Origin of the sequence: Methylobacterium sp. OAE515 (genome assembly GCF_041806315.1) — a bacterium.
Classification (GTDB): Bacteria; Pseudomonadota; Alphaproteobacteria; order Rhizobiales; family Beijerinckiaceae; genus Methylobacterium; species Methylobacterium tardum.
Window position 1 is genome coordinate 401,927 of record NZ_JBGMUV010000001.1, and the last position, 25,449, is coordinate 427,375.

Annotated in this window: 32 protein-coding genes and 1 other RNA gene; 19 read left to right on the top strand and 14 right to left on the bottom strand. The window is 70.2% G+C overall.

What is annotated here, in order from left to right; genetic code table 11:
• Positions 1 to 9: 9 nt before the first annotated feature.
• Together ABIE45_RS01945 and ABIE45_RS01950 are read left to right on the top strand one after the other, a co-directional pair.
• Positions 10 to 636, top strand: coding sequence for an SspB family protein (locus ABIE45_RS01945; RefSeq protein ID WP_192711261.1), 627 nt, complete (start codon positions 10 to 12; stop codon positions 634 to 636).
• Positions 637 to 673: 37 nt separating this feature from the next.
• Positions 674 to 1,093 carry a hypothetical protein gene (locus ABIE45_RS01950; protein ID WP_192711260.1) on the top strand — a complete coding sequence of 140 codons (420 nt, stop codon included), beginning with the start codon at positions 674 to 676 and terminating at the stop codon, positions 1,091 to 1,093.
• Here the strand turns inward: ABIE45_RS01950 and ABIE45_RS01955 are convergent.
• A complete protein-coding gene (locus ABIE45_RS01955) occupies positions 1,064 to 2,452 on the bottom strand; it encodes a cytochrome P450 (protein ID WP_192711259.1) in 1,389 nt (462 codons plus the stop codon). The two genes, ABIE45_RS01950 and ABIE45_RS01955, sit on opposite strands and share 30 nt — an antisense overlap.
• 121 nt (positions 2,453 to 2,573) lie before the next feature.
• Here ABIE45_RS01955 and fumC point away from each other — a divergent pair, with 121 nt between their 5' ends.
• From fumC to ABIE45_RS01975, 4 genes are all read left to right on the top strand, one after another.
• Positions 2,574 to 3,983: a class II fumarate hydratase gene (gene fumC / locus ABIE45_RS01960; protein ID WP_192711258.1), complete on the top strand. Its 1,410-nt coding sequence runs from the start codon at positions 2,574 to 2,576 to the stop codon at positions 3,981 to 3,983.
• Positions 3,984 to 4,042: 59 nt separating this feature from the next.
• Positions 4,043 to 4,246 carry a DUF4169 family protein gene (locus ABIE45_RS01965; RefSeq protein ID WP_192711257.1) on the top strand — a complete coding sequence of 68 codons (204 nt, stop codon included), beginning with the start codon at positions 4,043 to 4,045 and terminating at the stop codon, positions 4,244 to 4,246.
• A gap of 70 nt (positions 4,247 to 4,316) precedes the next feature.
• Positions 4,317 to 4,541: a ribbon-helix-helix domain-containing protein gene (locus ABIE45_RS01970; RefSeq protein WP_192711256.1), complete on the top strand. Its 225-nt coding sequence runs from the start codon at positions 4,317 to 4,319 to the stop codon at positions 4,539 to 4,541.
• 81 nt (positions 4,542 to 4,622) lie between these two features.
• Positions 4,623 to 5,249: a ParB-like protein gene (locus tag ABIE45_RS01975; RefSeq protein WP_192711255.1), complete on the top strand. Its 627-nt coding sequence runs from the start codon at positions 4,623 to 4,625 to the stop codon at positions 5,247 to 5,249.
• Between the two features lie 32 nt (positions 5,250 to 5,281).
• Here the strand turns inward: ABIE45_RS01975 and ABIE45_RS01980 are convergent, their stop codons facing one another.
• The 4 genes from ABIE45_RS01980 to ABIE45_RS01995 all read right to left on the bottom strand — a co-directional run bounded on the left by ABIE45_RS01980 (position 5,282) and on the right by ABIE45_RS01995 (position 7,123).
• Positions 5,282 to 5,695 carry a hypothetical protein gene (locus ABIE45_RS01980; protein ID WP_373622090.1) on the bottom strand — a complete coding sequence of 138 codons (414 nt, stop codon included), beginning with the start codon at positions 5,693 to 5,695 and terminating at the stop codon, positions 5,282 to 5,284.
• Positions 5,692 to 6,087 (bottom strand): phage holin family protein, encoded by a 396-nt coding sequence (locus tag ABIE45_RS01985; RefSeq protein WP_192711254.1) that lies wholly within the window; start codon positions 6,085 to 6,087, stop codon positions 5,692 to 5,694. The genes ABIE45_RS01980 and ABIE45_RS01985 overlap by 4 nt, the downstream gene beginning before the upstream one ends.
• 9 nt (positions 6,088 to 6,096) lie before the next feature.
• Complete coding sequence (locus tag ABIE45_RS01990) at positions 6,097 to 6,540, bottom strand: hypothetical protein (protein ID WP_192711253.1); 444 nt, start codon at positions 6,538 to 6,540, stop codon at positions 6,097 to 6,099.
• A 163-nt stretch (positions 6,541 to 6,703) separates the two neighbouring features.
• Complete coding sequence (locus ABIE45_RS01995) at positions 6,704 to 7,123, bottom strand: DUF4383 domain-containing protein (RefSeq protein ID WP_192711252.1); 420 nt, start codon at positions 7,121 to 7,123, stop codon at positions 6,704 to 6,706.
• Positions 7,124 to 7,766: 643 nt separating this feature from the next.
• Between ABIE45_RS01995 and ABIE45_RS02000 the strand changes: the two genes are divergently transcribed.
• Complete coding sequence (locus ABIE45_RS02000) at positions 7,767 to 8,414, top strand: BA14K family protein (protein WP_192711251.1); 648 nt, start codon at positions 7,767 to 7,769, stop codon at positions 8,412 to 8,414.
• 131 nt (positions 8,415 to 8,545) lie between these two features.
• Here the strand turns inward: ABIE45_RS02000 and ABIE45_RS02005 are convergent, their stop codons facing one another.
• From ABIE45_RS02005 to ABIE45_RS02015, 3 genes are all read right to left on the bottom strand, one after another.
• On the bottom strand, positions 8,546 to 9,580 hold the full coding sequence (locus ABIE45_RS02005) for a phytanoyl-CoA dioxygenase family protein (protein ID WP_373622091.1): 1,035 nt from the start codon (positions 9,578 to 9,580) through the stop codon (positions 8,546 to 8,548).
• 200 nt (positions 9,581 to 9,780) lie between these two features.
• Positions 9,781 to 10,176: a hypothetical protein gene (locus tag ABIE45_RS02010; protein WP_192711249.1), complete on the bottom strand. Its 396-nt coding sequence runs from the start codon at positions 10,174 to 10,176 to the stop codon at positions 9,781 to 9,783.
• Between the two features lie 76 nt (positions 10,177 to 10,252).
• Positions 10,253 to 10,525 (bottom strand): hypothetical protein, encoded by a 273-nt coding sequence (locus tag ABIE45_RS02015; protein ID WP_192711248.1) that lies wholly within the window; start codon positions 10,523 to 10,525, stop codon positions 10,253 to 10,255.
• Between the two features lie 189 nt (positions 10,526 to 10,714).
• On the opposite strand from ABIE45_RS02015, the gene ssrA reads away from it, so the two are divergent.
• The 4 genes from ssrA to ABIE45_RS02035 all read left to right on the top strand — a co-directional run bounded on the left by ssrA (position 10,715) and on the right by ABIE45_RS02035 (position 13,299).
• Positions 10,715 to 11,085, top strand: a transfer-messenger RNA (tmRNA) gene (gene ssrA, locus ABIE45_RS02020).
• Between the two features lie 83 nt (positions 11,086 to 11,168).
• Positions 11,169 to 11,462: a hypothetical protein gene (locus tag ABIE45_RS02025; RefSeq protein ID WP_192711247.1), complete on the top strand. Its 294-nt coding sequence runs from the start codon at positions 11,169 to 11,171 to the stop codon at positions 11,460 to 11,462.
• 47 nt (positions 11,463 to 11,509) lie between these two features.
• Positions 11,510 to 11,770, top strand: coding sequence for a hypothetical protein (locus ABIE45_RS02030; protein WP_373622092.1), 261 nt, complete (start codon positions 11,510 to 11,512; stop codon positions 11,768 to 11,770).
• A gap of 176 nt (positions 11,771 to 11,946) precedes the next feature.
• A complete protein-coding gene (locus ABIE45_RS02035; protein WP_192711245.1) occupies positions 11,947 to 13,299 on the top strand; it encodes a transposase in 1,353 nt (450 codons plus the stop codon).
• 16 nt (positions 13,300 to 13,315) lie between these two features.
• Here ABIE45_RS02035 and ABIE45_RS02040 read toward each other — a convergent pair whose 3' ends face one another.
• Positions 13,316 to 14,308 carry an alpha/beta hydrolase gene (locus ABIE45_RS02040; RefSeq protein WP_192711244.1) on the bottom strand — a complete coding sequence of 331 codons (993 nt, stop codon included), beginning with the start codon at positions 14,306 to 14,308 and terminating at the stop codon, positions 13,316 to 13,318.
• A gap of 560 nt (positions 14,309 to 14,868) precedes the next feature.
• Between ABIE45_RS02040 and ABIE45_RS02045 the strand changes: the two genes are divergently transcribed.
• Positions 14,869 to 17,013, top strand: a complete 2,145-nt coding sequence (locus ABIE45_RS02045; protein ID WP_209578435.1) for an ATP-binding protein — start codon at positions 14,869 to 14,871, stop codon at positions 17,011 to 17,013.
• An 87-nt stretch (positions 17,014 to 17,100) separates the two neighbouring features.
• Here the strand turns inward: ABIE45_RS02045 and ABIE45_RS02050 are convergent, their stop codons facing one another.
• Both ABIE45_RS02050 and ABIE45_RS02055 read right to left on the bottom strand, forming a co-directional pair.
• A complete protein-coding gene (locus ABIE45_RS02050) occupies positions 17,101 to 18,117 on the bottom strand; it encodes an LLM class flavin-dependent oxidoreductase (protein ID WP_192711243.1) in 1,017 nt (338 codons plus the stop codon).
• A 97-nt stretch (positions 18,118 to 18,214) separates the two neighbouring features.
• Positions 18,215 to 18,637, bottom strand: coding sequence for a group III truncated hemoglobin (locus ABIE45_RS02055; RefSeq protein ID WP_192711242.1), 423 nt, complete (start codon positions 18,635 to 18,637; stop codon positions 18,215 to 18,217).
• A gap of 9 nt (positions 18,638 to 18,646) precedes the next feature.
• Here ABIE45_RS02055 and ABIE45_RS02060 point away from each other — a divergent pair, with 9 nt between their 5' ends.
• Together ABIE45_RS02060 and ABIE45_RS02065 are read left to right on the top strand one after the other, a co-directional pair.
• Complete coding sequence (locus tag ABIE45_RS02060) at positions 18,647 to 18,769, top strand: hypothetical protein (RefSeq protein ID WP_373622093.1); 123 nt, start codon at positions 18,647 to 18,649, stop codon at positions 18,767 to 18,769.
• Between the two features lie 157 nt (positions 18,770 to 18,926).
• Positions 18,927 to 19,730 (top strand): hypothetical protein, encoded by an 804-nt coding sequence (locus tag ABIE45_RS02065; RefSeq protein ID WP_373622094.1) that lies wholly within the window; start codon positions 18,927 to 18,929, stop codon positions 19,728 to 19,730.
• Positions 19,731 to 20,003: 273 nt separating this feature from the next.
• Here the strand turns inward: ABIE45_RS02065 and ABIE45_RS02070 are convergent, their stop codons facing one another.
• Complete coding sequence (locus ABIE45_RS02070) at positions 20,004 to 21,935, bottom strand: mechanosensitive ion channel domain-containing protein (protein ID WP_192711240.1); 1,932 nt, start codon at positions 21,933 to 21,935, stop codon at positions 20,004 to 20,006.
• Between the two features lie 220 nt (positions 21,936 to 22,155).
• Here ABIE45_RS02070 and ABIE45_RS02075 point away from each other — a divergent pair, with 220 nt between their 5' ends.
• Positions 22,156 to 22,599 carry a DMT family transporter gene (locus ABIE45_RS02075; protein WP_192711239.1) on the top strand — a complete coding sequence of 148 codons (444 nt, stop codon included), beginning with the start codon at positions 22,156 to 22,158 and terminating at the stop codon, positions 22,597 to 22,599.
• Positions 22,600 to 22,908: 309 nt separating this feature from the next.
• Positions 22,909 to 23,139 (top strand): hypothetical protein, encoded by a 231-nt coding sequence (locus ABIE45_RS02080; RefSeq protein ID WP_192711238.1) that lies wholly within the window; start codon positions 22,909 to 22,911, stop codon positions 23,137 to 23,139.
• Between the two features lie 265 nt (positions 23,140 to 23,404).
• Here the strand turns inward: ABIE45_RS02080 and ABIE45_RS02085 are convergent, their stop codons facing one another.
• Positions 23,405 to 23,626: a hypothetical protein gene (locus ABIE45_RS02085; protein ID WP_192711237.1), complete on the bottom strand. Its 222-nt coding sequence runs from the start codon at positions 23,624 to 23,626 to the stop codon at positions 23,405 to 23,407.
• 282 nt (positions 23,627 to 23,908) lie between these two features.
• Between ABIE45_RS02085 and ABIE45_RS02090 the strand changes: the two genes are divergently transcribed.
• Positions 23,909 to 24,115 carry a hypothetical protein gene (locus ABIE45_RS02090; protein ID WP_192711236.1) on the top strand — a complete coding sequence of 69 codons (207 nt, stop codon included), beginning with the start codon at positions 23,909 to 23,911 and terminating at the stop codon, positions 24,113 to 24,115.
• A 24-nt stretch (positions 24,116 to 24,139) separates the two neighbouring features.
• On the opposite strand, the gene ABIE45_RS02095 is transcribed toward ABIE45_RS02090, so the two are convergent.
• A complete protein-coding gene (locus tag ABIE45_RS02095) occupies positions 24,140 to 24,493 on the bottom strand; it encodes a hypothetical protein (protein WP_192711235.1) in 354 nt (117 codons plus the stop codon).
• A gap of 286 nt (positions 24,494 to 24,779) precedes the next feature.
• Here ABIE45_RS02095 and ABIE45_RS02100 point away from each other — a divergent pair, with 286 nt between their 5' ends.
• The gene (locus tag ABIE45_RS02100; protein WP_192711234.1) at positions 24,780 to 25,049 is read left to right on the top strand and encodes a hypothetical protein; all 270 of its coding nucleotides are present in this window, start codon (positions 24,780 to 24,782) and stop codon (positions 25,047 to 25,049) included.
• 58 nt (positions 25,050 to 25,107) lie between these two features.
• On the top strand, positions 25,108 to 25,449 hold the full coding sequence (locus ABIE45_RS02105) for a hypothetical protein (RefSeq protein WP_373622095.1): 342 nt from the start codon (positions 25,108 to 25,110) through the stop codon (positions 25,447 to 25,449).

The window sequence follows — 25,449 nt, forward strand, 5'->3', positions numbered from 1 at the left end:
CGACCGCAGATGGCAGACGACCTGATCCGCTACGATCTCTTGGTACAGGACGCCCTGCGCGGCGTCGTGCGCAAGGTGCTGACCGACGCGGCCCGCGAGGGGCTGATGGGCGAGCACCATTTCTACGTCTCGTTCCGGACGGAAGCGCCCGGCGTGCGGATGTCGCAGGCCCTGCGCGAGAAGTACCCGCAGGACATGACGATTGTCCTGCAGCACCAGTTCTGGGATCTCAACGTCACCGAGCACGCCTTCGAGGTCGGCCTGTCCTTCTCGGGCGTGCCGGAGCGCCTGCTGGTGCCGTTCGACGCCCTGTCGGGCTTCTTCGACCCCTCCGTGCAGTTCGGCCTGAAGTTCGACCTCAGTGAGGCCGGCGAGACCCCCGAGGAGGCGAACACCGCCCCGGCCAAACCCGGTCCGCGCGGGGCCGGTTCGGAGCCCAGCGAGGTGCGGCCCAAGAGCGCCGGGCTCGCCACGATCGGCGCGAGCGCGCCGAAGGGACTTCCCGCGCCCGCCGCCCAGGGAGAGAAGGCCGCCGGCACGTCCGACGATAAGGCGCCCCGCCCTGCCGCCAAGAAGGAGGGCGAGGAGGGCAGTGCCGAGGTCGTAAGCCTGGACGCTTTCCGCAAGAAGAGCTGAACTTCCCCGGCCGACTCGACGGCCGGGGGTTCATGCGGTGGACGAGACGGTCGCGCAGGCGATGCTGTCGGCGAGCGAGTGGACGCATCGCGCCAAGCGCTTCAACGAAGGCTTGAAGCTTACTGCGACGGTCTTCAACGCCACGGCGATCCTGACACTCGGAACGGCCTTCATAACGCCGCTGGTTCAGCACCCGACGGATGTCCTGACGAACAGCGGATGGGCTTTCCTGCTGGCAGCCCTCCTCCTACATCTGATCGGTCCGATCGCGCTTCGTTTGTTCCTGCGGGCGGAGGAAGAGCGACACGCCACAGACCTATGCTCTCCAGATCCCGGTCGCCGCGTCGGCGCCGGGCCTCGGAGGCTTGTTCGTCGCCGCACGGATCTACGACCGCAACACGCGCAAGCTCGAAGCGCGGCAGGGCGATTAGGCTCGCCGCTCGGCCTCCATGCGTAAGCCGTGCTCCGGCCGGAGCGTTACCCGGTGGAGCGGCGTGATCGGCGGGTGATCCGCCGGCAGCCGGAAGCGCACCGCCCGGACCACGTGCGCCAGCAGGATCACCGCCTCTTGGATCGAGAAGCTCTGGCCGATGCAGACCCGCGGCCCCGCCCCGAACGGCAGGTAGGCGAAGCGCGGGATCGCGTCCCGGTTCCCGGGCAGGAAACGCTCCGGCACGAAAGCCTCCGGGTCCTCCCACAGCAGGTGGTGGCGGTGGAGCACCCAGGGTGCCACCATCACCAGCGAGCCCCGCGGCACCTTGATCCGGCCGAGCCGGTCGTCCCGGATCGCCTGCCGGCTGAGGAACGGCACCGGCGGGAACAGCCGCATCGCCTCCTCGATCACCGCCCGGGTGAAGGGCAGGCGCTCGACGGCGAAATCCCCCGGCCCGGCCTCGTCGACTTCGGCCTCGACCCGCGCCTGCGCGGCGGGATCCTGCGACAGGCAGTAGAGCGCCCAGGTCAGGGAATTGGCCGTGGTCTCGTGGCCGGCGGCGATGAAGGTGACGATGTTGGCCTTCACGGCGAGGTCCGAGAGCCCGTTACCGGTCTCGGGATCCTGCGCGGCGAGCAGCAGCGTCAGCAGGTCCCGGGGCGCCTCGCCCTGCGCCATCAGCGCCTTGCGCCGGGCGATCAGCGCGTCGACCACCTCGGCGAAGAACCGGCCGGCCGGGCGGGCCCGCAAGCGGCCGATCCGCGGCACGAAATCGGGCACGCCGAACACGTCGAGGGGATCGATCGGCCCCACCGCCTCCAGGAAGCGCGTGATGGCGCGGCCTAGCGCGTCGGGATCGCTCGGCAGCCCCTGCGTGAAGATCGTCCGCTCCAGTACGTCGAGGGTGACGCGGGTCATCTCCAGGGCGACGTCGACCGGCTTGCCGTCGCGGCGGACGAGGCGGCGGCCGAGCCGCGCCCCGGCGGCGTTCATCGCGTCGGAGAAGCCCTGGACCGTCCGCGCGTTGAAGATCGGCGCCAGCGTCCGGCGCTGGAGCCGCCACTCGTCGCCCTCGGCGCTCAGCAGGCCGTTGCCGAGCCCCGGGGCCAGGACCCGCCGCTGCAGGTCGTCCTTGCGATAGCCGTCGACGTTCTCGATCAAGAGGTAGCGGATCAGCGCCGGGTCGCTCACCAGGGTGATCCGGCCCATCGCGCTCTCGGCCGCCACGACCGGCAGCTTGAAATGCGCGTCCATCCAGGTGGTGATCGGATTCTTCCGGGCCGCCCGAAGGAACTCGAACAGGCCGAGCGGCTCCTTCAGCGGGGGCGGCACGGTCGGGCGAAATCGCGTGGCGGGCTCGGGCAGGTCGATCGTGGCGCTCATCGGCTCCTTGTCCGGCGGGAACAGAGCCCCGCCCTTGTCGGCGCGCCGGGAAAACCGGCATCGCGATTCCCCCGCGCCTCATTTAAGTAGGCACCGCACTGCACCAGACGTAGAGGCCACGATGTCGCCCACCGAGACCGCCACCCGCACGGAGTCCGACACCTTCGGGCCGATCGAGGTTCCGGCGCATCGCTACTGGGGCGCGCAGACGCAGCGCTCGATCCAGAACTTCAAGATCGGCACCGACCGGATGCCGGCGCCGCTCGTCCACGCCCTCGGGGTGGTGAAGCAGGCCGCCGCCCTGGTGAACAAGGATCTCGGTGCCCTCGACGCGAAGCTCGCCGACGCCATCGCGGCCTCGGCCGCCGAGGTGGTGGAGGGCCGCCACGACGACGAGTTCCCGCTCGTCATCTACCAGACCGGCTCGGGCACGCAGTCGAACATGAACGCCAACGAGGTGATCGCCAGCCTCGCCAACGAGCGCCTGGGCGGCCAGCGCGGCGGCAAGTCGCCGGTCCACCCGAACGACCATTGCAACCGCGGCCAGTCGTCCAACGACACCTTCCCCACTGCCATGCACATCGCGGTGGCCCGCGAGATCCAGGGACGCCTGCTGCCGGCGCTCAGCCACCTGCACACGGCGCTCGACGCCAAGGCCAAGGCGTTCGAGTCGATCGTCAAGATCGGCCGGACGCACCTGCAGGACGCGACGCCGGTCTCGCTCGGCCAGGAATTCTCCGGCTACGTCGCGCAGGTCGCGCTCGGCGGCTCGCGGGTCGCCGCGACCCTGCCGGGCGTGCTGGCCCTCGCCCAGGGCGGCACCGCGGTCGGCACTGGCCTCAACGCCCATCCGGAATTCGCCGAGCGCTTCGCCGCCAAGGTCGCCGAGCTGACCGGCCTGCCGTTCACGTCGGCCGAGAACAAGTTCGAGGCGCTCGCCACCCACGATGCCCTGGTGTTCACGCAGGGCGCCCTGTCGGCGCTGGCCGCCGGCCTGTTCAAGATCGCCCAGGACATCCGCTTCCTCGGCTCGGGCCCGCGCTCGGGCCTCGGCGAGCTGTCGCTGCCCGAGAACGAGCCCGGCTCGTCGATCATGCCCGGCAAGGTCAACCCGACCCAGTGCGAGGCCCTGACGATGGTCTGCGCCCAGGTGATCGGCAACGGCACCACGGTGAGCTTCGCCGGCTCCCAGGGCAATTTCGAGCTCAACGTGTTCAAACCGGTGATCGCCAACGCGGTGCTGCAGTCGATCCGCCTGCTCGCCGACGCGGCCGTGAGCTTCACCGACAATTGCGTCGTCGGCATCAAGGCCAACGAGGACAAGATCGCCGACCTGATGAGCCGCTCGCTCATGCTGGTCACCGCGCTCGCCCCCTCAATTGGCTACGACAAGGCCGCCGAGATCGCCAAGACCGCGCACAAGAACGGCACGACCCTCAAGGAGGAGGCCCTGCGCCTCGGCTACGTCACCGAGGAGGAGTTCGAGCGCGTGGTCCGGCCGGAGACCATGCTGGCCCCCAGCGCCGATTGAGTTTGCGACTTGGCCGGCGCGGATGTCCTGCGCCGGCCGCCATTGCCGGGAGGCGATCCATGGCCGAGATCATCAACCTGCGTCAGGTCCGCAAGGCGAAGGCCCGCGCCGAGGCCGACACGAAGGCCGAGGCCAACCGGATCGCCTTCGGGCAGCCGAAGAAGGCCAAGACGCTCCAGCAGCGCCGCAAGGCCCTGGAGACCGAGCGGCACGAGGGGCACCGTTTGGAGCGGGGCGCCTCCGAGCCCGATACCGCAGAATGATCCTGTCGCTCCCCGGCCGGCGTCCTTGCGAGCGGAGCGAAGCAGGGGCGGGGCGCGCAGCCGATCCCGCATGAGCGCCGGCGTCACCAAGCGCTCCGTGATGATCGCCGGCCACCGCACCAGCGTGTCCCTCGAGGATCCGTTCTGGGCGGCGCTGCGCGAGGTCGCGGACGCCCGCGGCCAGTCGGTCCAGGCACTCATCGGCGCGATCGACGCCGGGCGCGGCGCGCAGAACCTGTCCTCGGCGATCCGGGTGTTCGTGCTGGAGGCCGTGCGGGCGATCCCGGAAACGTGAGCGCCCTGCGCCCTGTCCGCTCCCGTCATCCTGAATATGTTGCGACGATCGCGTGACAAAACCACGCAGGAAGGATCGTCCATGGCCACTCGCGAACCGCTGCTCAAGCCCGTCCCCATCGGGGAGCTGCGCCCGACGCAGATGACGGTGGGCTACCGGGAAGTGGCGGAGAAGCGGCGGCGCTGGCGGGACTACGACGGCGAGAAGAAGAAGGAATTTCTCGGCGCCCACATGATCCCGACGCTGCTCGGGCCGAAGAAGCACCACTACATCATCGATCACCACCACCTGTCCCGGGCCCTGCACGAAGAGGGCGTCGAGAGCGTGCTGGTCACCGTAGTGGCGGACCTGCACTACCTCGACAAGGACGCCTTCTGGACGGTGTGCGATCACAAGTCCTGGGTGCATCCCTACGATGCCGAAGGCGTGCGCCAGCACTTCAAGGAGATCCCGAAGTCGATCGATGCGCTGGTGGACGACCCCTACCGCAGCCTCGCCGGCGAGCTGCGCCGGGCCGGCGGCTTCGCCAAGGACACGACGCCGTTCAGCGAGTTCCTCTGGGCCGACTTCCTGCGGCGGAACATCAAGGAAAAGCGCATCGAGAACGACTTCGACGCCGCCCTGGAGAAAGCGATGGGCCTCGCCAAGTCGAAGGATGCCGACTACCTGCCCGGTTGGTGCGGGCCGGTGACGCGCCGCCAGCACTGAGGGTCGCGGCCCAGCTCGAAGTGCGAAGCGCCTTACTTGGTGATCCGCACCGAGACAGGATCGCTGCCGGGAAAGCTCTCCTCCAGCGCGTCGTCGAGCCGCGCGTGCATCCGGTCCGGATGGTTCTCCGGCAGGTGGCGGTCCGGCATCGCCGTCGCAGATGGGACGAGGGTCAGGCGCCGCCGCTCCGCGGCGGTCCGGAAGGCCTCGTAGACGAGCAATCCGAAGCCGGCCGCGATCAGCAGCGCCGGCACGGGATTGAGGCGGACATCTTGGGCGATCCGCTCCACGGTCTCGCTCGCGGCCTGCCCCGACCGGCGCAGATCGGCCAGGTCGCGCGGAATCCCCGGCTGGTTGAACCGGGCCTGCAGATCGGCCAGCGTTCGGTCCAGGCGCCCGCGGCTCGCCTCGACGTCTCGTTCCAGCTTGTCCGGCGCGTCGCTCATGTGTCCATCCGTTCCGTCAGAACCTGCGCGTCCTGCTTGACCTGCCGCCCCGTCCGGGTCGGCTCCAGCGTGGACAGCGACGTCTTGCTGCGTCCGAACAGGCCGAGGCCGATTGCCAGCAGGAGGAAGACGCCGCCCACGATCAACGCGGCCAGCGCGTCCGACTGCACGAGGACGGCAATGCCCTTCACCAGGGCGAGGAGCAGCGTGAACAGGCCCGCGATGGCGAACACCGCCGCCACGAGCAGCAGGCTGAGCCCGAAGCTGATGCGATGGACGCCCTGCGCAAGCTCGGTGCGGAACAGCGTGATCTCGCTGCCGACGAGGTCCCGCAATTCGCGGACCGCATCGCCGACGAGGGTTGGGATGCTGCGCAAGCCCGGCTCAGCCATGCCGTCCTCCTAAAGGTCCGGTGTCGGGAAGACATCGACCGGAATCACGGCATGCGAGCGCGGGATCGGGCGGATCTTCGAAGCATTCAACGTGCGGTACAGCGCGAACCCGGCCAGGACGGCCGCCGCGGTCGCCAAGGCGGGACGGCGCCGGATGGCGGCGTGCACCTCGTCGTACATCTCACCGAAGGAGCGGCGCGCGATGCTGTCGGCCAATTCGTCGACGCCGAGGGCGGCCTGGCCGAAGAATTCCTTCAGCTGCGGCAGCCCGTCGAAGTTGCTGCCGGTGTCGCGGATCGCGTCACCCACATCCGAGACCAGCCGAGCCGCGTCGGCCTTGCGCTTGTCGACATAGCCCTGGGTCTGCTGGCGCAGCGTCTCCGCCAGGCTCTGAGCTGCGCCGGCATTGGGATCGGCGGCGCGGGATCTCTGGTCCTGAGCACCGTTCGGCATGACGCGACTCCTGTAAGGCACTCTGGATCAGGGGAAACCGCAAGCCTTCGATACCGTTCCGCTGCTCCGACGCGTCAGCGGACTCCGTCGCCGGGACGAACGGCGCAGTTCAAGCCGTGTCGATGCGGCCGCGCGGCCGAGCCTCTGGGCGCAGCCTCTCACCTCAAGCCTGCGAATAGCCCCCGGCGGGCCGTTTGTGGAGGAAACCGAAATACGCCGCGACGACAGCAAGTCCGGCGTGCAGCCACACGTCATTGCCGTAGATCGGCACCAGGCCGAACGTGGTGCTGGTGGCCGGGATCAGGCCCAGCACGGTCAGAAGCCCATAGATGAGCGCCACGCCCCGTCCATAGTGGATCGAGCCGATGACGGTCCGCGCCGCCAGGAGGCCCCAGGCGCCGAACGCCAGGTGTACGAGGTTGTGCAGCACATTGACCGGAAACAGCCCGAGCGCGAGCCGGGACTCGGACGTCACGACCATGCCGGGATGCGCGTGCTCGGGCGACAGGCCGGGGATGAAGCCGGATATTCCAGCGAGCAAGAACACGACGCCAAAGACGACGGCGAAAGCGCGAACGGACATGAGACCTCCTGTTCCGATGAACCGTCATCGCGCGCTGACCGAGGGTGTTCCTGCGTCGTGCCAGCGCGGGGTGCGGCGGGGCGCGGTCGCCGCGACGGTGCGAGCCAGCGCCTCGGCGCGCCACCCATTCCGCGTCGCACCGCGTCAAAGCAGACGCGATCGAGACCGCACCGTTAGCCGGCCGAGAGCCGCGACCGTCCGTGTGCGACACACCTGGGCCTGGGGAGCGTTTCGCGAGCCGCGACGACGGGCGTCTTTCCCATCCCCGCCCTCGTCCTGAGGTGCCCGCGTCAGCTGGCCTCGAAGAAGGGCTCAGGGATCGCCGGCGGCATCTGGAGGGCTCCTTCAAGGCTTCCGCTACGCTTCGGCACTTCAGGATGAGGTCGTGGAAGGGACGACCCAACCCGACGCGACGACCCGTGTCCTGCGGTCGGCCATCTCGACGTGGTCGGGAACGGCTTTCGAGGACGCCGGCGCCGAGTCGCTCGTCCTCGACCCAGGCCGGCCCTGCGGAGAACCATCGGCGGCTCCCGAACCGCGGGCCTGCACGGCCTGCGGCGACACGGACCGATTGCGGCGGGACCAACCCGGTCGCCGCCGTGTTGTCCCATCAGATGCTCCTCACACATATCGGCGGAACACGATGAACCGTATCGTCTTGACGGCTGCTACGATCGTTGGCGCGCTGGCGCTGATCCCGGCTTCGGCCGATGCGCGAGGCTTCGGAGGGGGCGGATTCCGTGGTGGTGGCTTCCACGGTGGCAGCTTCGGCGGCTTCCGCGGTGCTGGCCTGGGTGCCGGTGGCTTTCGCGGCGGCGCCGTCGGCGGCGGCTTCCGAGGCAATGCGCTCGCGGGTGGAGGATTCCGGGGCAATGCACTCGCGGGCGGGGGATTCCGGGGCGGCTTGGCCGGTCGGGGGATCGCCGGCCATTCGGGCCTGCGCGGGGCCGGCTTTGTCGGCAATCGCGGGTTTGCCGGACGCGGCTTCCGCCGTGGCGGAGGCTTCGGCTACGGCGGCCTGGGGCTCGGCGTCGGCTTAGGTCTTGCCGGTGCCGGTCTGGGCTACGGCTACGGGGCCTTCGACGACGGTTATTACGGAGCCGACTTCGGACCCGCCGGCTACGGCGCCGGCTACGCGCCTGCCGGATACGGCGCCGACCTGGGCACGACCGAATCCGAGGCTGCGACGCCGGACAACTCCGTCAGCTACTGCGTCCAGCGCTTCCGGTCGTACGATCAGCGCACGGGGACCTACCTGGGCAACGATGGCCGTCGGCATCACTGCCCGTAGGCCGCAGCGGCGCGATCCGACCTGATTCGAGGCCCTGGGCGGAGACGTCCCGGGGCCTTTACCTGTCTCGCGCCCATGTCCGGTTCGGCGCTCAGGCCTTCATGGCCGGATCACTTGATCCCGGACGCGATCTAGGATGCGATCTTGTCCCTGACCGGGATGTTGGGGCTCGACGCACCGCAGGTCGGCAGGCTCTCGACCGGCCCATGCACGGCCGACGTCGAGGCCGACAGGTCGTGGTAACAGACGCAGCCTTCGGCGAAATAGTGGTGCACCAGGGCCTTGCGGGACCGCTGCATGTCGGCGCGGGCGGAGCCCCCGTGCAGCAAGTTGGCGTGCCAGAACAGCACGTCGCCTTTGCGCGCCGTGAAGTATTCCGGCTTCGCGCCATGCTCCGCGATCTCGTGCTTGATGGCAGGCTCATAGCGCTCGACGTAGGCCCCGTAGCCGCGCTCGCGGAAATCGTCCGTCGAGATGCCGACGTCGTGGCTGAACAGGTACGGCAGACGGTGTGTGCCGGGGTAGTAGACCAGCGGCCCGGCCTCAGCGTGGATGTCCTCCATGGCGACCCAGCAGGCGGCCAGATAGCCCAGCGGATAGGTCGTCATATGGATTGAATCGGAGTGCTCGGATTGCTGGCTGCCCTTGTGCGACGAGATCGTCTGAAACGGGATCGCCGGCCGGCCCAGCACCATGCTGCTGAAGTTCATCAGCACCGGATGCTTCAGGAGGAAATCGAGCTCCTCGACCTTGAGGTGCGGGTTGAGGTACCGGCCGGGATGCGGATCATCGGCCGCAGCCTTCTCGGGTGCGAGCGTGAGGTCGCCGCGCGCGATCGCCGCTTCGTAGGCACGCCACGCCTCGTCGATCGTGTCGGGATCGATGGCGCCGCGCAGGACGTAGTAGCCGTGCTTCTCCCAGTGCCGGCAGATCTCGGCCTGCTTCGGGCTGATCTCGCGTCGCGCCACCCGCCGGTCGATGATCTCCAAGGCATCGGGCTGATCGAGCCAGGGGCTGGGTCCGGATTCCGGAAAGCTCTCGGCGCGGAAAACCTTGATGCAGCCGATATCGACCGGGACATCGGCTTCGACCGTATAAGACGGGCCCCGCGTCGGCGGCGGCGCAACCGGAAGCGTATCGTCGCGTCCGAGAGCGAGGTTGCGCATTGCGGTCTTGACGGTGCGCGCAACGTCTGCAGCGCGCGAATAGCCCTGGGCCATTAATCCACCCCATCTCGGCCGCAGCTGTTATCGCCGCAATCACCGACGTCTCGACACTCTATCGAGCCATCGGATCGCGGCGGAAGTACGGATCGGACCTGCAGGCAATTGCGGCGGGCGGCGTCTCTTTCAGGCCGCAGTCGGCATCACGCGCTGGCGTGACCGCGCGCCGCGAATTCCCAGACCGGCACACCCCAGACTTGACCGGGACGTGTCCGGTAGGCGGATCCGCGCGCGAAGACGAGCCGGCCCGGCTCGACCGCCTGCGCCCGATCGCCGGTGACCATCAGCACGCCGCAGCAATCGACCCGCAGGGTCCCGTGCTCCGGGTGAACGGCGAACAGCTCGGGCGCCGTCCAGCCGAGCGCGTGCGCCTCGGGGCCCAGACGGTCGCAGAAATCGATCGGCGCCTCTCGGATCGGCGCCCAGCGCGCCAGGACGAGATGCCGGCACGGCGAGGCGTGCGGGGACAGGTCCGCGATCGCACTGCGCCACAGGGCGGCGGCGTCGGGGAGCATGGTGGGCGCGAAATCGGAGGGCATGCGGCCGAGCTATGGCAGGCCCGCCCCGGTGGCCATGCGGCCAGAAGCGACCTTGCCCAACATGGGTTGGGACGGCTCAGGCGCACTCCTTGTAGCCGGACCGCTCCGCTTCCTGGCGCGCCGCGCTGAGGACGCGTCGGCGGCCTTGGCTGTCCTCGATCGCCAACCAGTGGCGCACCAGGACGAACAGCTCTCCGGCGACGCCTTCCGGCGGCTCGCCCAGGAACGTCTCCGCGGGCACGTTCAGGGCGCGCGCGAGCCGCTTCAGCGCAGCATTGTGACGATCGGAGCGGTTCTGAATGGCCATGCTTGCCAACGCGCCGCAACGCAGCACGATCGTTCGATGCATTCAAAATTCAGTGCGACATAACAGGCGCCGCTCCGATCCGGAGCGGCCGGCACCCGATCCATTCAGGGCCTGCCCGGATCTCTCCAGGGGAGATTGGCGAGCGCGGCCCCGGCTGTCGGCGCGCCGGCATCTCCGGGCCGCGTTCGTGGCCCGCCTGCGATGGACGGGCCGGCCACAATCGGATACGCTGGCCGCGAGGTTGATGACCGGTTCGTAATAACGCTTCAGGACCCGGGGGCGGTACCCGGCGCCTCCACCAGAAGCATCCTGCCCCGGATACCGCACGGGGGTCAGGGCGCGCGTCCGGCGTTGCGGATGGCGCGCTGCCAGGGTGCTTCTGCTGGGGGTGAAACAGGTTCGACTGGGCGGTAAAGGGATCGCGAGTTCTGTCCTGCTTCGGCAGGGTAAGATGCGACTTTCGGTAAGGACTCGACCGGTTCGGCGCGGGCAACCCTCGTTCCGAGCACCTGACCAAAACTCTAAATGCCAACGACAACGTCGGCATGGAGATGCGCCTCGCGGCGTAATCTTCCGGGGCGTGGGCACGCCTAGCAACAGAACCCGGGGCTTCGGCCTCGGGGCCCGCTCATTGTATCCTGCCCGTTGCGGATCAGGGTTGCGGCTGGGCAGGCTGGAGCGTTTCTTGAACGAGCCCGAACAGGGAAGCGCGGAAGCGGTCTACGTCTCGGCCATGGTCGGCGAGATGATGCGGCGCGTCCTCGAAGACGCGCTCGCCGATCTCGCCAGGACCAGGGGGGCGGCCTACCTCGACATGTTCGTGGAGCGCGAACTCGCCCGCGCCGCCGATCTGTACCGCGAGCGCCCGGACGACACGCCGGAGACCACCAGCATGCTGCGCGCTTGGTTCGCGGTGGAAGGCAGCGCAGCGTTGCGGACCCTGGTCGAGCGCGCGAGCGCCGAGGCGCGGCGCGACTAGCGCATCCGCGCGGCGCACTACGCCAGGCCCTAGGTCGGAGGATGATCGTGAGCCCGTCCGAACGCGCGCGCCTGATCTATGCCAGCCCGAACGGCGACCACTGGCATCTTCTGTTCGATCCCACGACCGGGCACAGCTTCGTCCGCCATACCGGCAACGTCGCGTCCGGTGGGCACGTGACGGATTTCAGTCTCGCGACCTTCCTCGCGTCGGGCCGTAACGGCCCCGAGCATCAGGAACTCTGGCGGCTGATCGCGACCCTCGTCGGTGAGGATGAGCCCAGGCCCGGGCTCCGCGACAGCGCCTAAGGCACGGCCCCGCCGCCCGAGCCGGTCACGGGTCGGACCGGCCGACGCACGCCGGCATTCCGAACCGGCGCAGCGCCTTAGCTCGGCTTTGGCCATTTGCGGCGCGTCGAGTGGGCTGAAGTGACGAAGCAGGCGTGAGGGGTAGGCTGGTGGCGTCCCGGCCAAGAGACACCGCCATGCTGCCCCTGCCTGCCCGCTTCGCCGGGATCATCCTGGCGTTCGCGCCGCTGTTCGTCCACCGCTCGTGGCGCCATGCTCAGCCATTGCTGATCGGCGCGATCCTGACGCCGGGCCGCCGCACGGTGACGAGCGTCCTACGCATCCTGGGTCGTGCGCAGGAGCGACGGTTCGTGAACGTCCACCGCATCCTCAGCCGCGCGGCCTGGTGCCCACGCTCCGGCAGCCGCATTCTGCTCGGGATGCTGATCTCAGCCTTCGCGCCGCGCGGTCCAGTCATCCTGGCGCTCGACGACACGATCGAGCGCCGCCGCGGCAAGCGGATCGCGGCCAAGGGCATCTACCGTGATCCGGTCCGCTCCTCCGACAGCCATTTTGTCAAGGCGAGCGGGCTGCGCTGGATGAGCCTGATGGTACTCGCCCCGATCCCCTGGGCGGGGCGCGTCTGGGCCCTGCCGTTCCTCACCGCGCTGGTGCCGTCCGAGCGCGCCTGTCGCGAACGGGGCCGTCGGCACAAGCCGTTGCTCGACGTCGGACGCCAACTCACCTTTCAGGTCCGCCGCTGGCTGCGCGGACGCGACCTTGTCCTGGTCGGCGACAGCGGCTTGTCCGCACTGCTGTTCCTCAACGCCATGCGCCGCGGTGGCATCACGGCCATCACCCGCCTACGGCTGGATGCTGCGCTCTACGAGCCGGCCCCGCCACGGCCGCCGGGCACGATCGGGCGCCCGCGGACCAAGGGCGCTCGGCTGCCGACGCTCGCCGCGACCCTCGCGACCAAGGACACGCGCTGGCACGCGGTCGTGGTGCCCGGCTGGTATGGGGCGGGCGAGCGCACTCTTGAGATCACCTCCGGGACCGCAGTGTGGCGGCACGGCGGTCTGCCGGTCGTGCCGATCCGATGGGTGCTGGTGCGTGATCCCGAGGGCCGCTTCGCACCGCAGGCTCTGCTCTGCACAGATCTCGACCGCGAGCCGGTGCAAATCGTGTCCTGGTTCGTGCAGCGCTGGAGTGTCGAGGTCACCTTCCAAGAAGCGCGCGCTCACCTCGGGATGGAGACGCAGCGGCAGTGGTCGGACACGGCGATCGCCCGCACCACACCCTGCCTGCTCGCCCTGTTCTCGATCGTCACGCTGCTGGCTGCACGGCTTCCGGCCCGCCAACGGCAACGGATCGCGGCCGCCGCGTGGTACCCCAAACCGCGCCCGACCTTCGCCGATGCTCTGGCCGCCGTGCGCTATGCGATCTGGCGCGAGCGGACTTTGGCAACATCACCGCGCCGTCGCACCCGAACAAAACCTCGCTTCCGCTTTCCAGCGCCCTGGACCTATGCCCTCTGCCAAGCCGCATGAATGGCCAAAGTCGAGCTTAGAAGAAGCGTCGGATCTCCTCCGCGATCGCATCGCCGTCCGTTTCGAGGGCGAAGTGCCCGGTGTCGAGGAAGGTGACGCGCGCCTCCGGGATGTCGCGCCGGAACGCCTCGGCTCCCGCCGGGATGAAGAACAGGTCGTTCCGGCCCCAGATGGCGAGGAGCTTCGGGCGGCGCGCGCGGAAATAGGCCTGGACCAGAGGATACCGTTCGAGATTGCGCTTGTAGTCGAGCTTGAGCGCGACCTGCCGGTCCGCATTGCCGGGGCGCGCCAGGATGGCGGCGTCGAGCGTGTACGCCTCGGGCTCGATCCGCGATGGATCCGCGACACCCTGGAAGTAGGCGGCCTTGACCCCGTCGAGGGTCATGCGGGCGCGGATCGCCCCGACGGCGGCTTCGTTCGGCGCCGCCCAATAGGCCCGCAGCGGCGCCCAGGCCGCCTCGCCGAGCCCGTCCAGATAGGCGTTGCCGTTCTGGGACACGATGCCGGCGACGCGATCGGGATGGGCGAGGGCTAGGTCCCATCCGACCGGCGCTCCGTAGTCGAAGGTGTAGAGGATGTAGCGGTCGAGGCCGAGCGCATCGACGAAGGCCTCGATCGTGCGCGACAGCGACGCGAAGTCGTAGACGTAGCCGCGTCCGGCCGGCACGTCCGTGAACCCGAAGGACGGCAGATCGGGCGCAATCAGGTGGAAGCGGTCGGCGAGCTTCGGCATGAGATGGCGGAAATAGAAGGACGAATTGGCGAAGCCGTGCAGCAGCAGGAACGCGGGCGCGTCGAGGCGGCCTGCCTCCCGGTAGAAGACGTTCACGCCGTCGGCCCGGATGGTGCCGTGGCGGACCGCGCCGGCCGGCGCGGGGCGGCCTTCCGCCCCGGCGGCGCCTGCGGCCCCTACGCCCGTCGCCAGAACGCCGCCGGCGAGCAGATGCCGCCGCGTCGCCTGGGCCAATCCGCCTCCGCTCACCTCGGATCCGTGCTCGTGTCGCATCATGGCGCGCCTCGTACCGGCGGGATCAGGGTCGTCAGGATCCGCCGCCTCGCGGTCGAGCGGGACGAGACCATCGCCCGGACGGCGGACCCGACGGCCAGGCCATGATGCCGGGACTTGGCCGGGATCAGAACAGGGTTATGGTGGAATTCAGCCTTCCGTGTTCCGACACAATAGATGCGCGCCCCGGAGATGGGGCCGTCCTTTGCCGATCGCGTGCGGCCCGGATGCGCGATCGCGGGCGTTCGGCGACCTTCAGCCTCTCTGAAGCGGACAGAAGCGCGCAGAACCGGTATGACGCGGGCCTCGGCGGCCAAGCGGCTCCACAGGGGGGTCGACCGTATCGCAGGAAGCCGCCTTGGAGCCGCGGGACGCCGTGTCGGCGCGGCCTGCTTCCGGTCATGGTTGCGTGGCACCGGCACCCGATACCCCACCCGGTGCGCCGCCCTCCGCGTGCTCGGCACGCGCGTTGCCATCCTCATACGGGGCGGTGATCTGAACCAGGATACGGCCGCTTTCATTCTTTGCACGGGCGCCGCCGGTCAGCGGCTGCCAGAAGGAACATGTCGTTCGTGTCGGGTGCCGCTTTGAATGCCTTGTCTCGCGCGGAACTCGAGGCCGAGATCCTGCACTTGCGCGCGGCGGATGCTGCCCTGCGCGAGAGCGAGGCGCGGTTCCGGACGATCCTGGAGACCGTCGATGCGGCCTTCGCCATCGTCCAGGTCAAGTTCGACGCCGAAGACCGGCCCGTCGATTACCGCTTTCTCGAAGCCAACCCGGCCTTCGAGCGCGAGTCCGGCGTCAACCTTCGCGGCAAGTGGGTCACCGAGTTCGCGCCGGACCTGGAGCAGTTCTGGTTCGAGACGTACGGGCGCGTCGCCAGCACCCGGGAGCCGGCGAGTTTCGAGAGCTACGCGAAGGCGTTCTCACGCTGGTTCGACGTGCGGGCCGTGCCGGTCGGCGACCCCGTCGACCGGCAGATCGCCATCATCTTCAACGACGTGACCGCGCGGCGCGAGGCCGAGGAGCGCCTGCGGGCGAGCGAGGCTCTCGCCCGGGCCAATATCGAGCGGGTGCAGCTCGCCCTGGCGGCCGGCGCGATCATCGGGACCTGGCACTGGGACCTGCCCACCGACCGCTTCACCGTCGACGAGGGCTTCGCCCGGAGCTTCGGGCTGGATCCCGCGCTCGGGCGCGACGGCATTCCGCTCGCCCAGATCGTCGCCACCGTCCATCCGGACGACCAAGAGGGGCTGGCGGGGGCGATCAATGCGGCCATCGCCCGGGGCGGCGCCTATGCGCACCAGTACCGGGTGCGCCGGGCGGACGGGCGCTACTACTGGATCGAGGCCAACGGCCGGGTCGATCAGGCAGCGGACGGGACGCCGTTGAGCTTTCCCGGCGTGGTCCTCGACGTCGAGGAGCGTCGCACCGTCGAGCAGGAGCGTGACCGCGCCATCACCCAGCTGCGCGCCCTGACCGAGACCCTGGAGCAGCGCGTCAGCGAGCGCACCGCGGAGCTGATGAACACCGAGGAGCAGCTCCGCCAAGCCCAGAAGATGGAGGCGGTGGGCCAGCTGACCGGGGGCCTCGCGCACGACTTCAACAACCTGCTGGCCGGCATCTCGGGCAGCCTGGAACTGATGAGCACCCGCATCGACCAGGGGCGCTTGGCGGATGTCGACCGGTACATGGCCGCCGCGCAGGGGGCGACCAAGCGGGCGGCGGCGCTGACCCACCGCCTGCTGGCATTCTCGCGCCGGCAGACGCTCGCCCCAAAGGGAACCGACGTGAACGCGCTGGTCGAGGGCATGGTCGACCTGATCCGGCGCACGGTCGGGCCCAGCGTGCAGGTCGAGACGGCCGGTCTGGCCGGCCTGTGGCCCGCGCTGGTCGATCCGTCCCAGCTCGAGAACGCGCTGCTCAACCTCTGCATCAACGCCCGCGACGCGATGCCGGACGGGGGCCGCGTCACCATCGAGACCGCCAACCTCCGGATCGCCTCGCCGGCCGCCGAGCGGCAGGACATGCCGGCGGGCGAGTACCTGTCGCTGAGCGTGTCGGACACCGGCACGGGCATGACGCCGGAGGTGATCGCCAAGGCCTTCGACCCGTTCTTCACCACCAAGCCGCTCGGCCAGGGTACGGGCCTGGGCCTGTCCATGATCTACGGGTTCGCCAAGCAGTCGGGCGGACAAGTCCGCATCCACTCCGAGGTGGGCCAGGGCACGACGGTCACCCTCTACCTGCCGCACCACCGGGGTGGGGCCGAACGCGACGAGGCCTCGCCGGACGGAGGCCCGATGCCGGTCGCGGAGGCCGGCGAGACCGTGCTGGTCGTGGACGACGAGCCGAGCGTGCGCATGCTGGTGACGGACGTGCTCGGCGACCTCGGCTACACCGCCGTGGAGGCCGCCGACGGGGCCGGCGGGCTCAAGGTCCTTCAGTCCGACGCGCGGATCGACCTGCTCGTCACCGATGTCGGCCTGCCGGGCGGTCTGAACGGCCGCCAGATGGCGGATGCGGCGCGGGCAACCCGGCCGAACCTCCGGGTGCTGTTCATCACCGGCTATGCGGAGAACGCCCTGCTCACCAACGGCCAGCTCGAACCCGGCATGGCCGTGCTGACCAAGCCGTTCGCCGTCGAGGCCCTGGCCTCCCGCATCCGCGAGATGATCCCGCGTTCCGCCCGAGCCGGGGACCTCTGACCGTCGGCGAGCGGGCGTTCCGAAGGCCCGAGACGGGTCGGGCGCGGGCGGAACCGCTGCCCGCCGCACCGCCGCGCGTCGGGTCGGTCACCGCCAGCCCAGCAGCGGGGCCACGTGCGTCAGGATGGTCTCGATGACATGGGCGTTGTACGCCACGCCCAGCTGGTTCGGCACCGTCAGCAGGAGGGTGTCGGCCTCGGCGATCGCCTCGTCGGCCCGGAGTTCCTCGACCAGCCGGTCGGGCTCCGCCGCGTAGGACCGGCCGAAGACGGCGCGCATGTTGTCGATGATGCCGACCTGGTCGCTGCTCGCGCCACGTCCGAAATACGCGCGGTCGCGGTCGTTCACGAGCGCGAAGATCGACCGGGAGACGGAGACCCGCGGCGTCCGGGGATGCCCCGCCTCCGCCCAGGCCTGCCGGTAGCGGCGGATCTGCTTCGCCTGCTGGACGTGGAACGGCTCGCCGGTCTCATCCGCCTTGAGGGTCGAGCTCTGCAGGTTCATGCCCTGCCGCGCCGCCCAGATCGCGGTGGCGTCGGACGCGGAGCCCCACCAGATCCGCTCGCGTAAGCCCTCGGAATGCGGCTCCAGGCGCAGGAGACCGGGCGGGTTGGCGAACATCGGCCGCGGGTTGGGCTCGGCGAAGCCCGTCCCCTTCAGCAGATCGAGGAAGACCTCCGCGTGCCGGCGTCCCATGTCGGCATCGCTCTCGCCCTCACGCGGCGCGAAGCCGAAATGCCGCCAGCCGTCGATGACCTGCTCGGGCGAGCCCCGGCTGATGCCGAGCTGCAGGCGGCCGCCCGCGATCAGGTCCGCCGCGCCGGCATCCTCGACCATGGCGAGGGGGTTCTGGTAGCGCATGTCGATGACGCCGGTGCCGATCTCGATGCGCTTGGTCCGGGCGCCCACCGCGGCGAGCAGCGGGAACGGCGAGGCGAGCTGGCGCGCGAAATGATGAACCCGGAAATACGCCCCGTCCGCGCCGAGCTCCTCCGCCGCGACCGCGAGGTCGATCGACTGCAGCAGGGTGTCGCCGGCGGTGCGCGTCTCCGAGCGACCCGTCGGCGACCAGTGACCGAACGACAGAAACCCGATCGTCTTCATCCTGGGAATCCCTGTTTGCGCCCGCAGGCGCCGATGACAGCCGCCGACATCCGGCTTGGCAACGACCGTTTCACGTCAGCGAACGGGCCGGGCGCGATCATCCGCCGACCGTGTCCGGCACGGGACCACCTGAGATCGCCCCTGACGGACCCGGTCGGAAGAACAAGCCCGCCTTTAGGCTGTCGCCGATGCGGTGTGCGCGCTCGATCAGGATGGCCGCCACGTCGCGCGGGAAATGCGCGCGGGCGGTCTCCTCGAACAGGCCGAGCCAGCGGGCGAAATGCGCCGGCTGGATTTGCCCCAAGGCGAGATGCTTGCCGAACGGATTGCCCTTGTAGCGGCCGGTCTTGAACAGCACCGAGGACCAGAAGGCCTGGATGGTCGCCATATGCCGCGGCCAGTCCGGGTCGGGGATCGCGGCGGCGAAGACCGGGCCGATCAGCGTATCGCCGCGCACGCGGGCGTAGAAGGCGTCGAGAAAGCGGGACAGGCTGGCTTCGTCGAGCGTGGCATCGGGCATGACCCCGAGATGCCGACGGTTCCCAAGCTGTTCAAGAGGCGCGCGGACCTGAGCCGCGACGGACCGGGATCGGTGCGCAGCCGCGTGTCGGCCTTCGCGGCGGGGCAGATGACGGATCCCGAGCCCGGATGATCCTGCGGCGGCTTGCGCCACACCCGTCCAGAATCGCGTGTCGTCGCACCGGACGCCTTCGCCCATCCCATGTCCCGCGTGATAGCGAGGCCGCGACTCCGAAACCGCCGCGGATCGGCGGCACGACGCACGGGATACGGTCTTGTCAGCGATCTGGGTGACAGCGCTTATCCGGGCCCTGACCTCGGGAGCCGTCGTCGTGCTCGCCTCGGTGCTGGCGGAGATCCTCGGGCCGGTCTGGGGGGCGCTCATCATCAGCCTGCCGGTCTCGGCCGGACCGGCCTACGTGTTCATGGCCCTGGAACACGATCCCGCCTTCGTCGCCGGCGCGGCCCTCAACGGCTTCGCGGCGACCGCGGCGACGGGCGTGTTCCTGATCGTCTATGCCCGGCGCGCGGCCGGCCGGGGCCTGGCCCTCAGCCTGGGCCCGGCGGCGGTGGCGTGGCTCGCGGTGGCGGCTCCGATCTCGGCCGTCGCGTGGACGCCGCTGACGGCGTTCCTGCTCAATGCGGCCGTGTACGGAGCCGGCACCCTGTTGACCCGACCGGCGGCGCGCACATCGCTCGCCCGGATCACCACAGTCGCGCGCCCCAGGCCGCTCGACCTCGTCGTCCGGGCGGCCGCCGTCGCCCTGTTCGTGACCGCCGTCCTCGCCGTGAGTTCGGCCCTGGGCCCGGCGCGGACCGGGGTCGTCGCGGCCTACCCGGTCACCCTCACGAGCACCTTCGTGATCCTGCACCGCCGCGTCGGCGGGACGGCGATGGCCCGGCTGGCGAGCATCACGATCCGCGGCGTCTTCGGCTTCGGCCTGACGCTGCTCACGCTTCATCTGCTGGTCGAGCCGTTCGGGCCCGTGCTCGCCCTCACGGCCGCGCTCGTCGTCTCGCTGACCTATTCGGCCGGGCTGCTCGCCCTTCAGCGCCGTCCGGATCTGCAGGCGGCGCGCGTGACCCCGCGCTAGGCCTCCGACCGCGGTCGGACGCGCGACGGCAGGATCCAGGTCGTGGCGTGGGGAGTGGGTTTTCTCACCCTCGCCCTCATCCTGAGGTGCCGGAGCGTAGCGGAGGCCTCGAAGGAGCCCTCCAGATGCCGCTGCGATCTCTGGAGCCCTCCTTCGAGGCCCGTTGACGCGGGCACCACAGGATAAGGCAGGGATAAGACATCGGCTGTCTGCTGCGGCGCGCCGGCACGCTCCCCGCCCCCGGAGCGGGCCGCAACACCGACGGTCCCAGCTCTAGCCGGTGCTGAGCGGAACATGGGCTTCCGCCATGCCGGACAGGATGCGGCGCAGCAGCTCCGACCTGAGTCGCGCCTGGCTGCCCGGAAGGGTCCGGACCTGCACGGCGAGCCGGACGCAGGTCTCCGACAGGGCCGTGGGCCCCACGAATTTGGGCGGCGTCACCATCAGTGCGCTCAGCGCCGCGTCGCTCTCCAGCTCGGCGATGGCGGCCTCGATCACCCCCGCCGCGGCCGCGTAGGGCACGCCGTGCGGCACGTAGACCGGCACCTCCAGTCCGGCCCAGTCCCGCGAGAAGTTCGTCACCGCCTTCAGCTCGCCGAACGCGACCGTGTGCATGTGGCCGTTGTCGTCGCGCAGCCGGACGGAGCGCAGCGAGAACGCCTCGACCTGGCCCTGCAGGTTGCCGCTCTCGATCGTCTCGCCGACCCGGAAAGCGTCGTCGAGCAGCAGGAAGAAGCCCGCGATGACGTCGCGGACCAGCGCCTGCGCCCCGAAGCCGATCGTCAGGCCGACCACGCCCGCGCCCGCCAGGAGGGGGCCGATCTGCAGGCCGAAGGCGGAGGCGATGCTCAGGGCGGCCGTGACCGAGAGCGCGACGAGCACGACCGTGCGCATCGCGGGCAGGATCGTGGCGAGGCGATCCGCGCGCGGGTCCCCGCCCACATGGGCGAGACCACGGTCGATGAGGCTTCGGACGACCTGCCAAGCCAGGTCGGTCCCGAGCAGGATCAGCAGGGCCGACACGATCTGCGCGGTCATCGCCGGGCCCAGCCCCCCGTCCGCGCCCGGCAGCCGCTCCGCGAGGAGCAGCAGGGCCGCGATCAGGGCGACGTTGCGGGCGGCACGCGCGACGATGCGCTCCTCGCGCGTCAATTCGCCGGCGCGGTTCGGCCCGAACGCGACCGTGCGGGCCGCGTCGCCCAGGGCCAGCGACAGGGCCGGCGCGACGCCGAGGACCAGCGTGGCCCAGGCGGCGCTGGGCAGGCCGGCCTGGGCCAGCAGCCATGCGGCGATCGGAACGAGCCCCAGGATCAGCGCGGCCGGGCGCGGCGATCGCCTGTCGGGCCCGCGCAGCGACAGGGCAACCAGTCCGACGACGGCGGGGACCATCAGCGCCACGAGCAGCAGCGTCAGGCTGGTGACCGCATCCGCGATCGCCGGGTCCGCGCCGCCCGAGCGCAGCCCGGCCGCCCACAGCAGCCCGGTCGCTGCCGTAAGGGCCAGTGTCGTGACCCCGTGCTGCGCACGCCACGCCGCGTGCGTCGGCAGGGCGACCAGACGCAGTCGCGCGCCGCCGGGCGCCAGCAGGAAGCGGCCGAGCGCGCGGGTGCTGCGCACGGCCACGATGGCCAGGAGCGCGTCGAGGGCCATGACGCCGGCCGCGCCCGACGGGGCGGCGACGAGGTAGGCGAGGCACGCGCCCGCCGCGAAGCTCAGGACGAGGGCCTGGGCGAACAGGAGGCGCTGGACCTGCGCCAGCAGCCTCTGGCGCGCCGTGTCCAGGGGGCTGTCGACGATCCGCTGCATCCACGAGGCCGACCAGCGCCAGAACAGCCGCTCGGCGAGCCAGCCCCCGAGCCAGAGCAGCAGCAGGCGGGCGGCCAGACCGGCTGGCGAGGCCGTCTCGTCCGCGGCGATGTCGGTGAGCGCCGCGGCGGTCGCCGCCGGTATGCCGGCGGCCGCCACCGCCAGATGGTTCGCCCGGTCGTGGATGGTGCGGAGGTGCTCGTCCAGCTCGCGGCTGAGCGCGAGGCCGCCGAAGCCGGGCGGGGGCGTCTGTGCGCGTGGTGCGGTCGGGAATGCCCACAGGACAGCGATGAGCGCCAGGCCCGCGATCCAGCGGGAGATCACCACGACCGGCTTGCGCGCATGAACCGCGACCCACACACGAGAGGGATGCGACACCGTCTCCGCCGGGGTCGTCACGCCCTCCTACACCACCGCACGCCGCACGCCACTGGCTTGGCTGGGCAGGCGCACACGCACGACCGCATCGCCGCCGCGGACCGAAGGTAGAGCCATCGGTCGTCCTGGGGCTTACAGGCGGGGGCCGGACGCGCGGCGCACCGGGCTCCGGCGGTGCGGCAGAACCCCGCGCATCGCCCGATCGTCGGAGCTTGGCCGCGGGCTCGCGCGCTAGCCGAGCATGCTGTTCCTCTACGGTCTCACCATCCTCGCGGGCATCGCGAACGCGATCCAGCCCGGCCAGAACGCGACGCTGTCGAAGTCGCTCGGGCTCCCCGTCACGGCGGGGCTGATCACGCTCCTCGTCAGCTCAGCGGCTCTGCTGATCGGTGGCCTCGCCATCGGCAAGCTCGAGGTGCCGAGCGGACAGCAACTGGCTGCGGTGCCCTGGTGGGCCTGGCTCGGAGGGTTCTTCAGCGTTCTGTTGATCCTGGCCCAGCTCTACGCCTCGCCCGCGATCGGCGCCGCGTCGTTCCTCGGCATCATCGTGACGGTGGGCGTCGCCGTCTCGCTCGTGCTGGACAATTATGGATGGGTCGGCTTCCCGGTGCATCCGGCCAGCCTGTGGCGGATCCTCGGCGCCCTGCTGATGATCGCCGGCGTGGCGATGGTCGCCCTGTTCTGAAAACGAAGGCCCCGTTGCGGCGCGGCAGACCGCCGTCTCGGGCAGCGGAGTCGGCAGGATTCCAGGCTGCCGCGCTCCGGGGCCTCGGCCGGGACGGACCGCCTGAACCGCTCGGCACGCCGTCCGCGGGTCCTGTGTGGCGGCGCACAAAACCCGGCGAACGATCGGCGGAGGATCGCCGTTGAGAGGTCACTGCCGGCCAAGCACAGCCGCCGCGATCAAGACCGCCAGACCGACGATCTTCCTCACGCGACCCGACTGACCGGATGGCTTCCCCGTGAAGTCAAACGCACACGCATGGAGATCGTCATGAAGGCCCACATCCTCGCTGCCGCCGCCCTGGTCGCCGTCGCCACGCCCGCTCTCGCGCAGGGCATCGACAGCAAGCACAGCCCCTACCCCGCGTCAGCCTACGCGGGCTACGCCGGCAACACTGCCGCGATCCTGCTGCCGGAGATCTCGGTGACCCACTACCGGGCCGCGCCGGCTTACCGGTACTCGGGTCAGCACGCGGGTGGACCGGCCGACGGATTGCGCTGACATTCCTGTCCGACGGGGGCCGACCGGCCCCCGTTACCCTGCGGCGGCACAGATGGCTGCGGAGCCTGCGGCACCGCCGATCCATCCGTGTCGAGCAACCGCCGCTGGACCGTGATGCCACGCGGCGTCCGCACCGCGGCCTGGGCCGCCATATCCGGCCGTTGCAGAAGCGCGAAGCCGGGCGATGAGCTTAAGGGTGCGCCCACGTCACCGGCGTCGCCGCCCTGGCCCCGCGATCGCGCGGTCGACGTCCGTCCGGCTTCATCTACGGCCACGCGGGGGCCGGCAAATTCTGGCGATGCGCCCAGATCAGCCCGCGATAGGGACTGGTGAGGGTCGCAACCCCTGGCCGACCGTCGAGGACGCTGTCCACGATCGCGACGGCGCGGTCGATGGCGGCCTCGATGGTCGGGGCGTTGAGGACAGTGCAGTGCGTATCCACGCTGCCTTGCAGGCGTGCTCGGGCGATCCGCAGGTGATACCGCATGGCCGGACCCCGTGCTCACAGACCGGTTGCCATCATATGGGGTGTTCAACCGGAAGCGCGTGAAGCACCGTTGCGCCTGGCCCTTCCCGGGCTCGCCGCACGGTCCCTGGCCTGATCCGACACACAGCAGGGCCGGTGGAGCTGACGTCCCGCTAACCCGATCCTGGCACCTTACGGTCGGGCCGCGTTGCGTATCGGCCCACGCTGGTGAGATCGGACGCTCCCCCACCCCGTGAGCAGATCGCGGTGGGGCCGAGCGGCCGATCCGCGAAGGGGACGCCCATGACGGACGAGCCGGACCAGATCCTGTCGGACGAGGAACTCGACCGTCTGGCGCGGAAGCTGTTCGCCGAGGTTCGGGCCGACAGCGACGAGGCGAAGGCGGGACGGGCCCTTGAATCCGCCGGCGCGGTGGCCGGCGACGTCCTCCCCGGGATACCGGACTGGCTTATGGATGCCAGCGGCGACGCGGGTGATGGCAGCGACTGAGGCGGCGGGCGCGGCGCGGGCGCCTCAGTTCTTGAAGATCTGAACGTCGCCCTCGGACAGCACCGCGCGCTGGTCGGTGCACCATTGCTGCTCCCCGACTTCCTTCACCTCGGCGTAGCGCCGCGCCAGCTCATCCTTGAAGGCGGCGTGCGCGCGCTCCTGGCCCAGCACCTCGGTGGCCACGTCTCGCGCAGTCTGGGAGATCCGCAGCGCCGTCGTGCCGTCGATCGCGTAGTGCTTGCCGCAGAACGTGATGATGGCCGATTGCGCGCTGGAGGCGCGGAGCAGGGCCAGCGCCTGCTCCTGAGGCTGCGCGCGCGCAGGCGCAGCCTGTGCAGTGACGGCAAGGGCGACGGCAACGAGGGCTTGGTAGCGCACGGCAGGTCTCTAGCGATGAGCACTCGTACAAGGCAGTAACGAGTGACGGCAATGTCTGAGAACAGCGTATGCAGGGCGGCTCGCCGGCGACCCTGGTTCAGCATGCACCCAGCGCGGGCGTTCAGGCGAAGTGCATCGGCAGCGCCAGGCTGACGAGGGCGACATACGCGCCGACGAGCAAGGCTCCGGCCGGGACGACGACACCGCTGAGCAGGACGAGGCGGGCTGAGAGGGACATGACGATCTCCACGTGATGGGCGGCGGCTGCCGTCGTTGAGGAAGATCTATGCTCAAGCTCTCCGGTCCGATGTGCTGGGGAACACGCAGAGCGGTCTCGTCGTGGCGTGTGCAGGATTGGGCGCCGCCGAACCTGTTCCCGAGCACCTTCGTGCAGAACAGCGTGCGCCGATGCTCTGACCGATCCGGGACCCTCGGCCATCTCCGGTCGAAGGCCGCGCGGTTGGCGTCCGCCGCGTTCGCGCCGCAGCCCGTCAACGGGATCGAAGACGCCGTGTTCAGGCCGGACCGGCTTGGCGATGCACTGCGACGCCGATGATGATCCATGCGTTGCGGCGCAGCATCGATTGAGCTCGCCCCGGCGGGATCAGTCATGGATGACCGGCGTTCTCACCAGTACTGCAAAACATCCTGGGAGCATCGCCATGGGCCTGACCGCGTTTGTCGTCTTCGTCGTCCCGTGGGTGGTGCTTGCGGTGTTTCTCACGCGGGCCCCTACGGTCCTCCGTCTGGGCGCTGCTCCGGCGCCTTGGCGGCCCATCCCGACCCGCAAGGAGTTGAGCGGGGCCGAACGGCGCGCGACGCACCCGCATGATACGCGCACCGCCGAGAGCGGCGGCCTGTCGCGTCGGGACCGGCACGATCCGGCCGATGCGCCGCGCGGCGGAGCGCTGGGGACCAGCGTGGAGCCGACCGAGCCCGACGACAAGGTCAGCTAG

What these genes read in the sequence shown, in the direction of transcription:
- ABIE45_RS01945 (WP_192711261.1), top strand. Translation starts at nt 10, where the DNA reads ATGGCAGACGACCTGATCCGCTACGATCTCTTGGTACAGGACGCCCTG.
- ABIE45_RS01955 (WP_192711259.1), bottom strand. Translation starts at nt 2,452, where the DNA reads ATGAGCGCCACGATCGACCTGCCCGAGCCCGCCACGCGATTTCGCCCG.
- fumC (WP_192711258.1), top strand. Translation starts at nt 2,574, where the DNA reads ATGTCGCCCACCGAGACCGCCACCCGCACGGAGTCCGACACCTTCGGG.
- ABIE45_RS01965 (WP_192711257.1), top strand. Translation starts at nt 4,043, where the DNA reads ATGGCCGAGATCATCAACCTGCGTCAGGTCCGCAAGGCGAAGGCCCGC.
- ABIE45_RS01970 (WP_192711256.1), top strand. Translation starts at nt 4,317, where the DNA reads ATGAGCGCCGGCGTCACCAAGCGCTCCGTGATGATCGCCGGCCACCGC.
- ABIE45_RS01975 (WP_192711255.1), top strand. Translation starts at nt 4,623, where the DNA reads ATGGCCACTCGCGAACCGCTGCTCAAGCCCGTCCCCATCGGGGAGCTG.
- ABIE45_RS01980 (WP_373622090.1), bottom strand. Translation starts at nt 5,695, where the DNA reads ATGAGCGACGCGCCGGACAAGCTGGAACGAGACGTCGAGGCGAGCCGC.
- ABIE45_RS01985 (WP_192711254.1), bottom strand. Translation starts at nt 6,087, where the DNA reads ATGGCTGAGCCGGGCTTGCGCAGCATCCCAACCCTCGTCGGCGATGCG.
- ABIE45_RS01990 (WP_192711253.1), bottom strand. Translation starts at nt 6,540, where the DNA reads ATGCCGAACGGTGCTCAGGACCAGAGATCCCGCGCCGCCGATCCCAAT.
- ABIE45_RS01995 (WP_192711252.1), bottom strand. Translation starts at nt 7,123, where the DNA reads ATGTCCGTTCGCGCTTTCGCCGTCGTCTTTGGCGTCGTGTTCTTGCTC.
- ABIE45_RS02000 (WP_192711251.1), top strand. Translation starts at nt 7,767, where the DNA reads ATGAACCGTATCGTCTTGACGGCTGCTACGATCGTTGGCGCGCTGGCG.
- ABIE45_RS02005 (WP_373622091.1), bottom strand. Translation starts at nt 9,580, where the DNA reads ATGCGCAACCTCGCTCTCGGACGCGACGATACGCTTCCGGTTGCGCCG.
- ABIE45_RS02010 (WP_192711249.1), bottom strand. Translation starts at nt 10,176, where the DNA reads ATGCCCTCCGATTTCGCGCCCACCATGCTCCCCGACGCCGCCGCCCTG.
- ABIE45_RS02015 (WP_192711248.1), bottom strand. Translation starts at nt 10,525, where the DNA reads ATGCATCGAACGATCGTGCTGCGTTGCGGCGCGTTGGCAAGCATGGCC.
- ABIE45_RS02035 (WP_192711245.1), top strand. Translation starts at nt 11,947, where the DNA reads ATGCTGCCCCTGCCTGCCCGCTTCGCCGGGATCATCCTGGCGTTCGCG.
- ABIE45_RS02040 (WP_192711244.1), bottom strand. Translation starts at nt 14,308, where the DNA reads ATGATGCGACACGAGCACGGATCCGAGGTGAGCGGAGGCGGATTGGCC.
- ABIE45_RS02045 (WP_209578435.1), top strand. Translation starts at nt 14,869, where the DNA reads ATGTCGTTCGTGTCGGGTGCCGCTTTGAATGCCTTGTCTCGCGCGGAA.
- ABIE45_RS02050 (WP_192711243.1), bottom strand. Translation starts at nt 18,117, where the DNA reads ATGAAGACGATCGGGTTTCTGTCGTTCGGTCACTGGTCGCCGACGGGT.
- ABIE45_RS02055 (WP_192711242.1), bottom strand. Translation starts at nt 18,637, where the DNA reads ATGCCCGATGCCACGCTCGACGAAGCCAGCCTGTCCCGCTTTCTCGAC.
- ABIE45_RS02060 (WP_373622093.1), top strand. Translation starts at nt 18,647, where the DNA reads ATGCCGACGGTTCCCAAGCTGTTCAAGAGGCGCGCGGACCTGAGCCGC.
- ABIE45_RS02075 (WP_192711239.1), top strand. Translation starts at nt 22,156, where the DNA reads ATGCTGTTCCTCTACGGTCTCACCATCCTCGCGGGCATCGCGAACGCG.
- ABIE45_RS02080 (WP_192711238.1), top strand. Translation starts at nt 22,909, where the DNA reads ATGAAGGCCCACATCCTCGCTGCCGCCGCCCTGGTCGCCGTCGCCACG.
- ABIE45_RS02085 (WP_192711237.1), bottom strand. Translation starts at nt 23,626, where the DNA reads ATGCGGTATCACCTGCGGATCGCCCGAGCACGCCTGCAAGGCAGCGTG.
- ABIE45_RS02090 (WP_192711236.1), top strand. Translation starts at nt 23,909, where the DNA reads ATGACGGACGAGCCGGACCAGATCCTGTCGGACGAGGAACTCGACCGT.
- ABIE45_RS02100 (WP_192711234.1), top strand. Translation starts at nt 24,780, where the DNA reads ATGCTCAAGCTCTCCGGTCCGATGTGCTGGGGAACACGCAGAGCGGTC.
- ABIE45_RS02105 (WP_373622095.1), top strand. Translation starts at nt 25,108, where the DNA reads ATGACCGGCGTTCTCACCAGTACTGCAAAACATCCTGGGAGCATCGCC.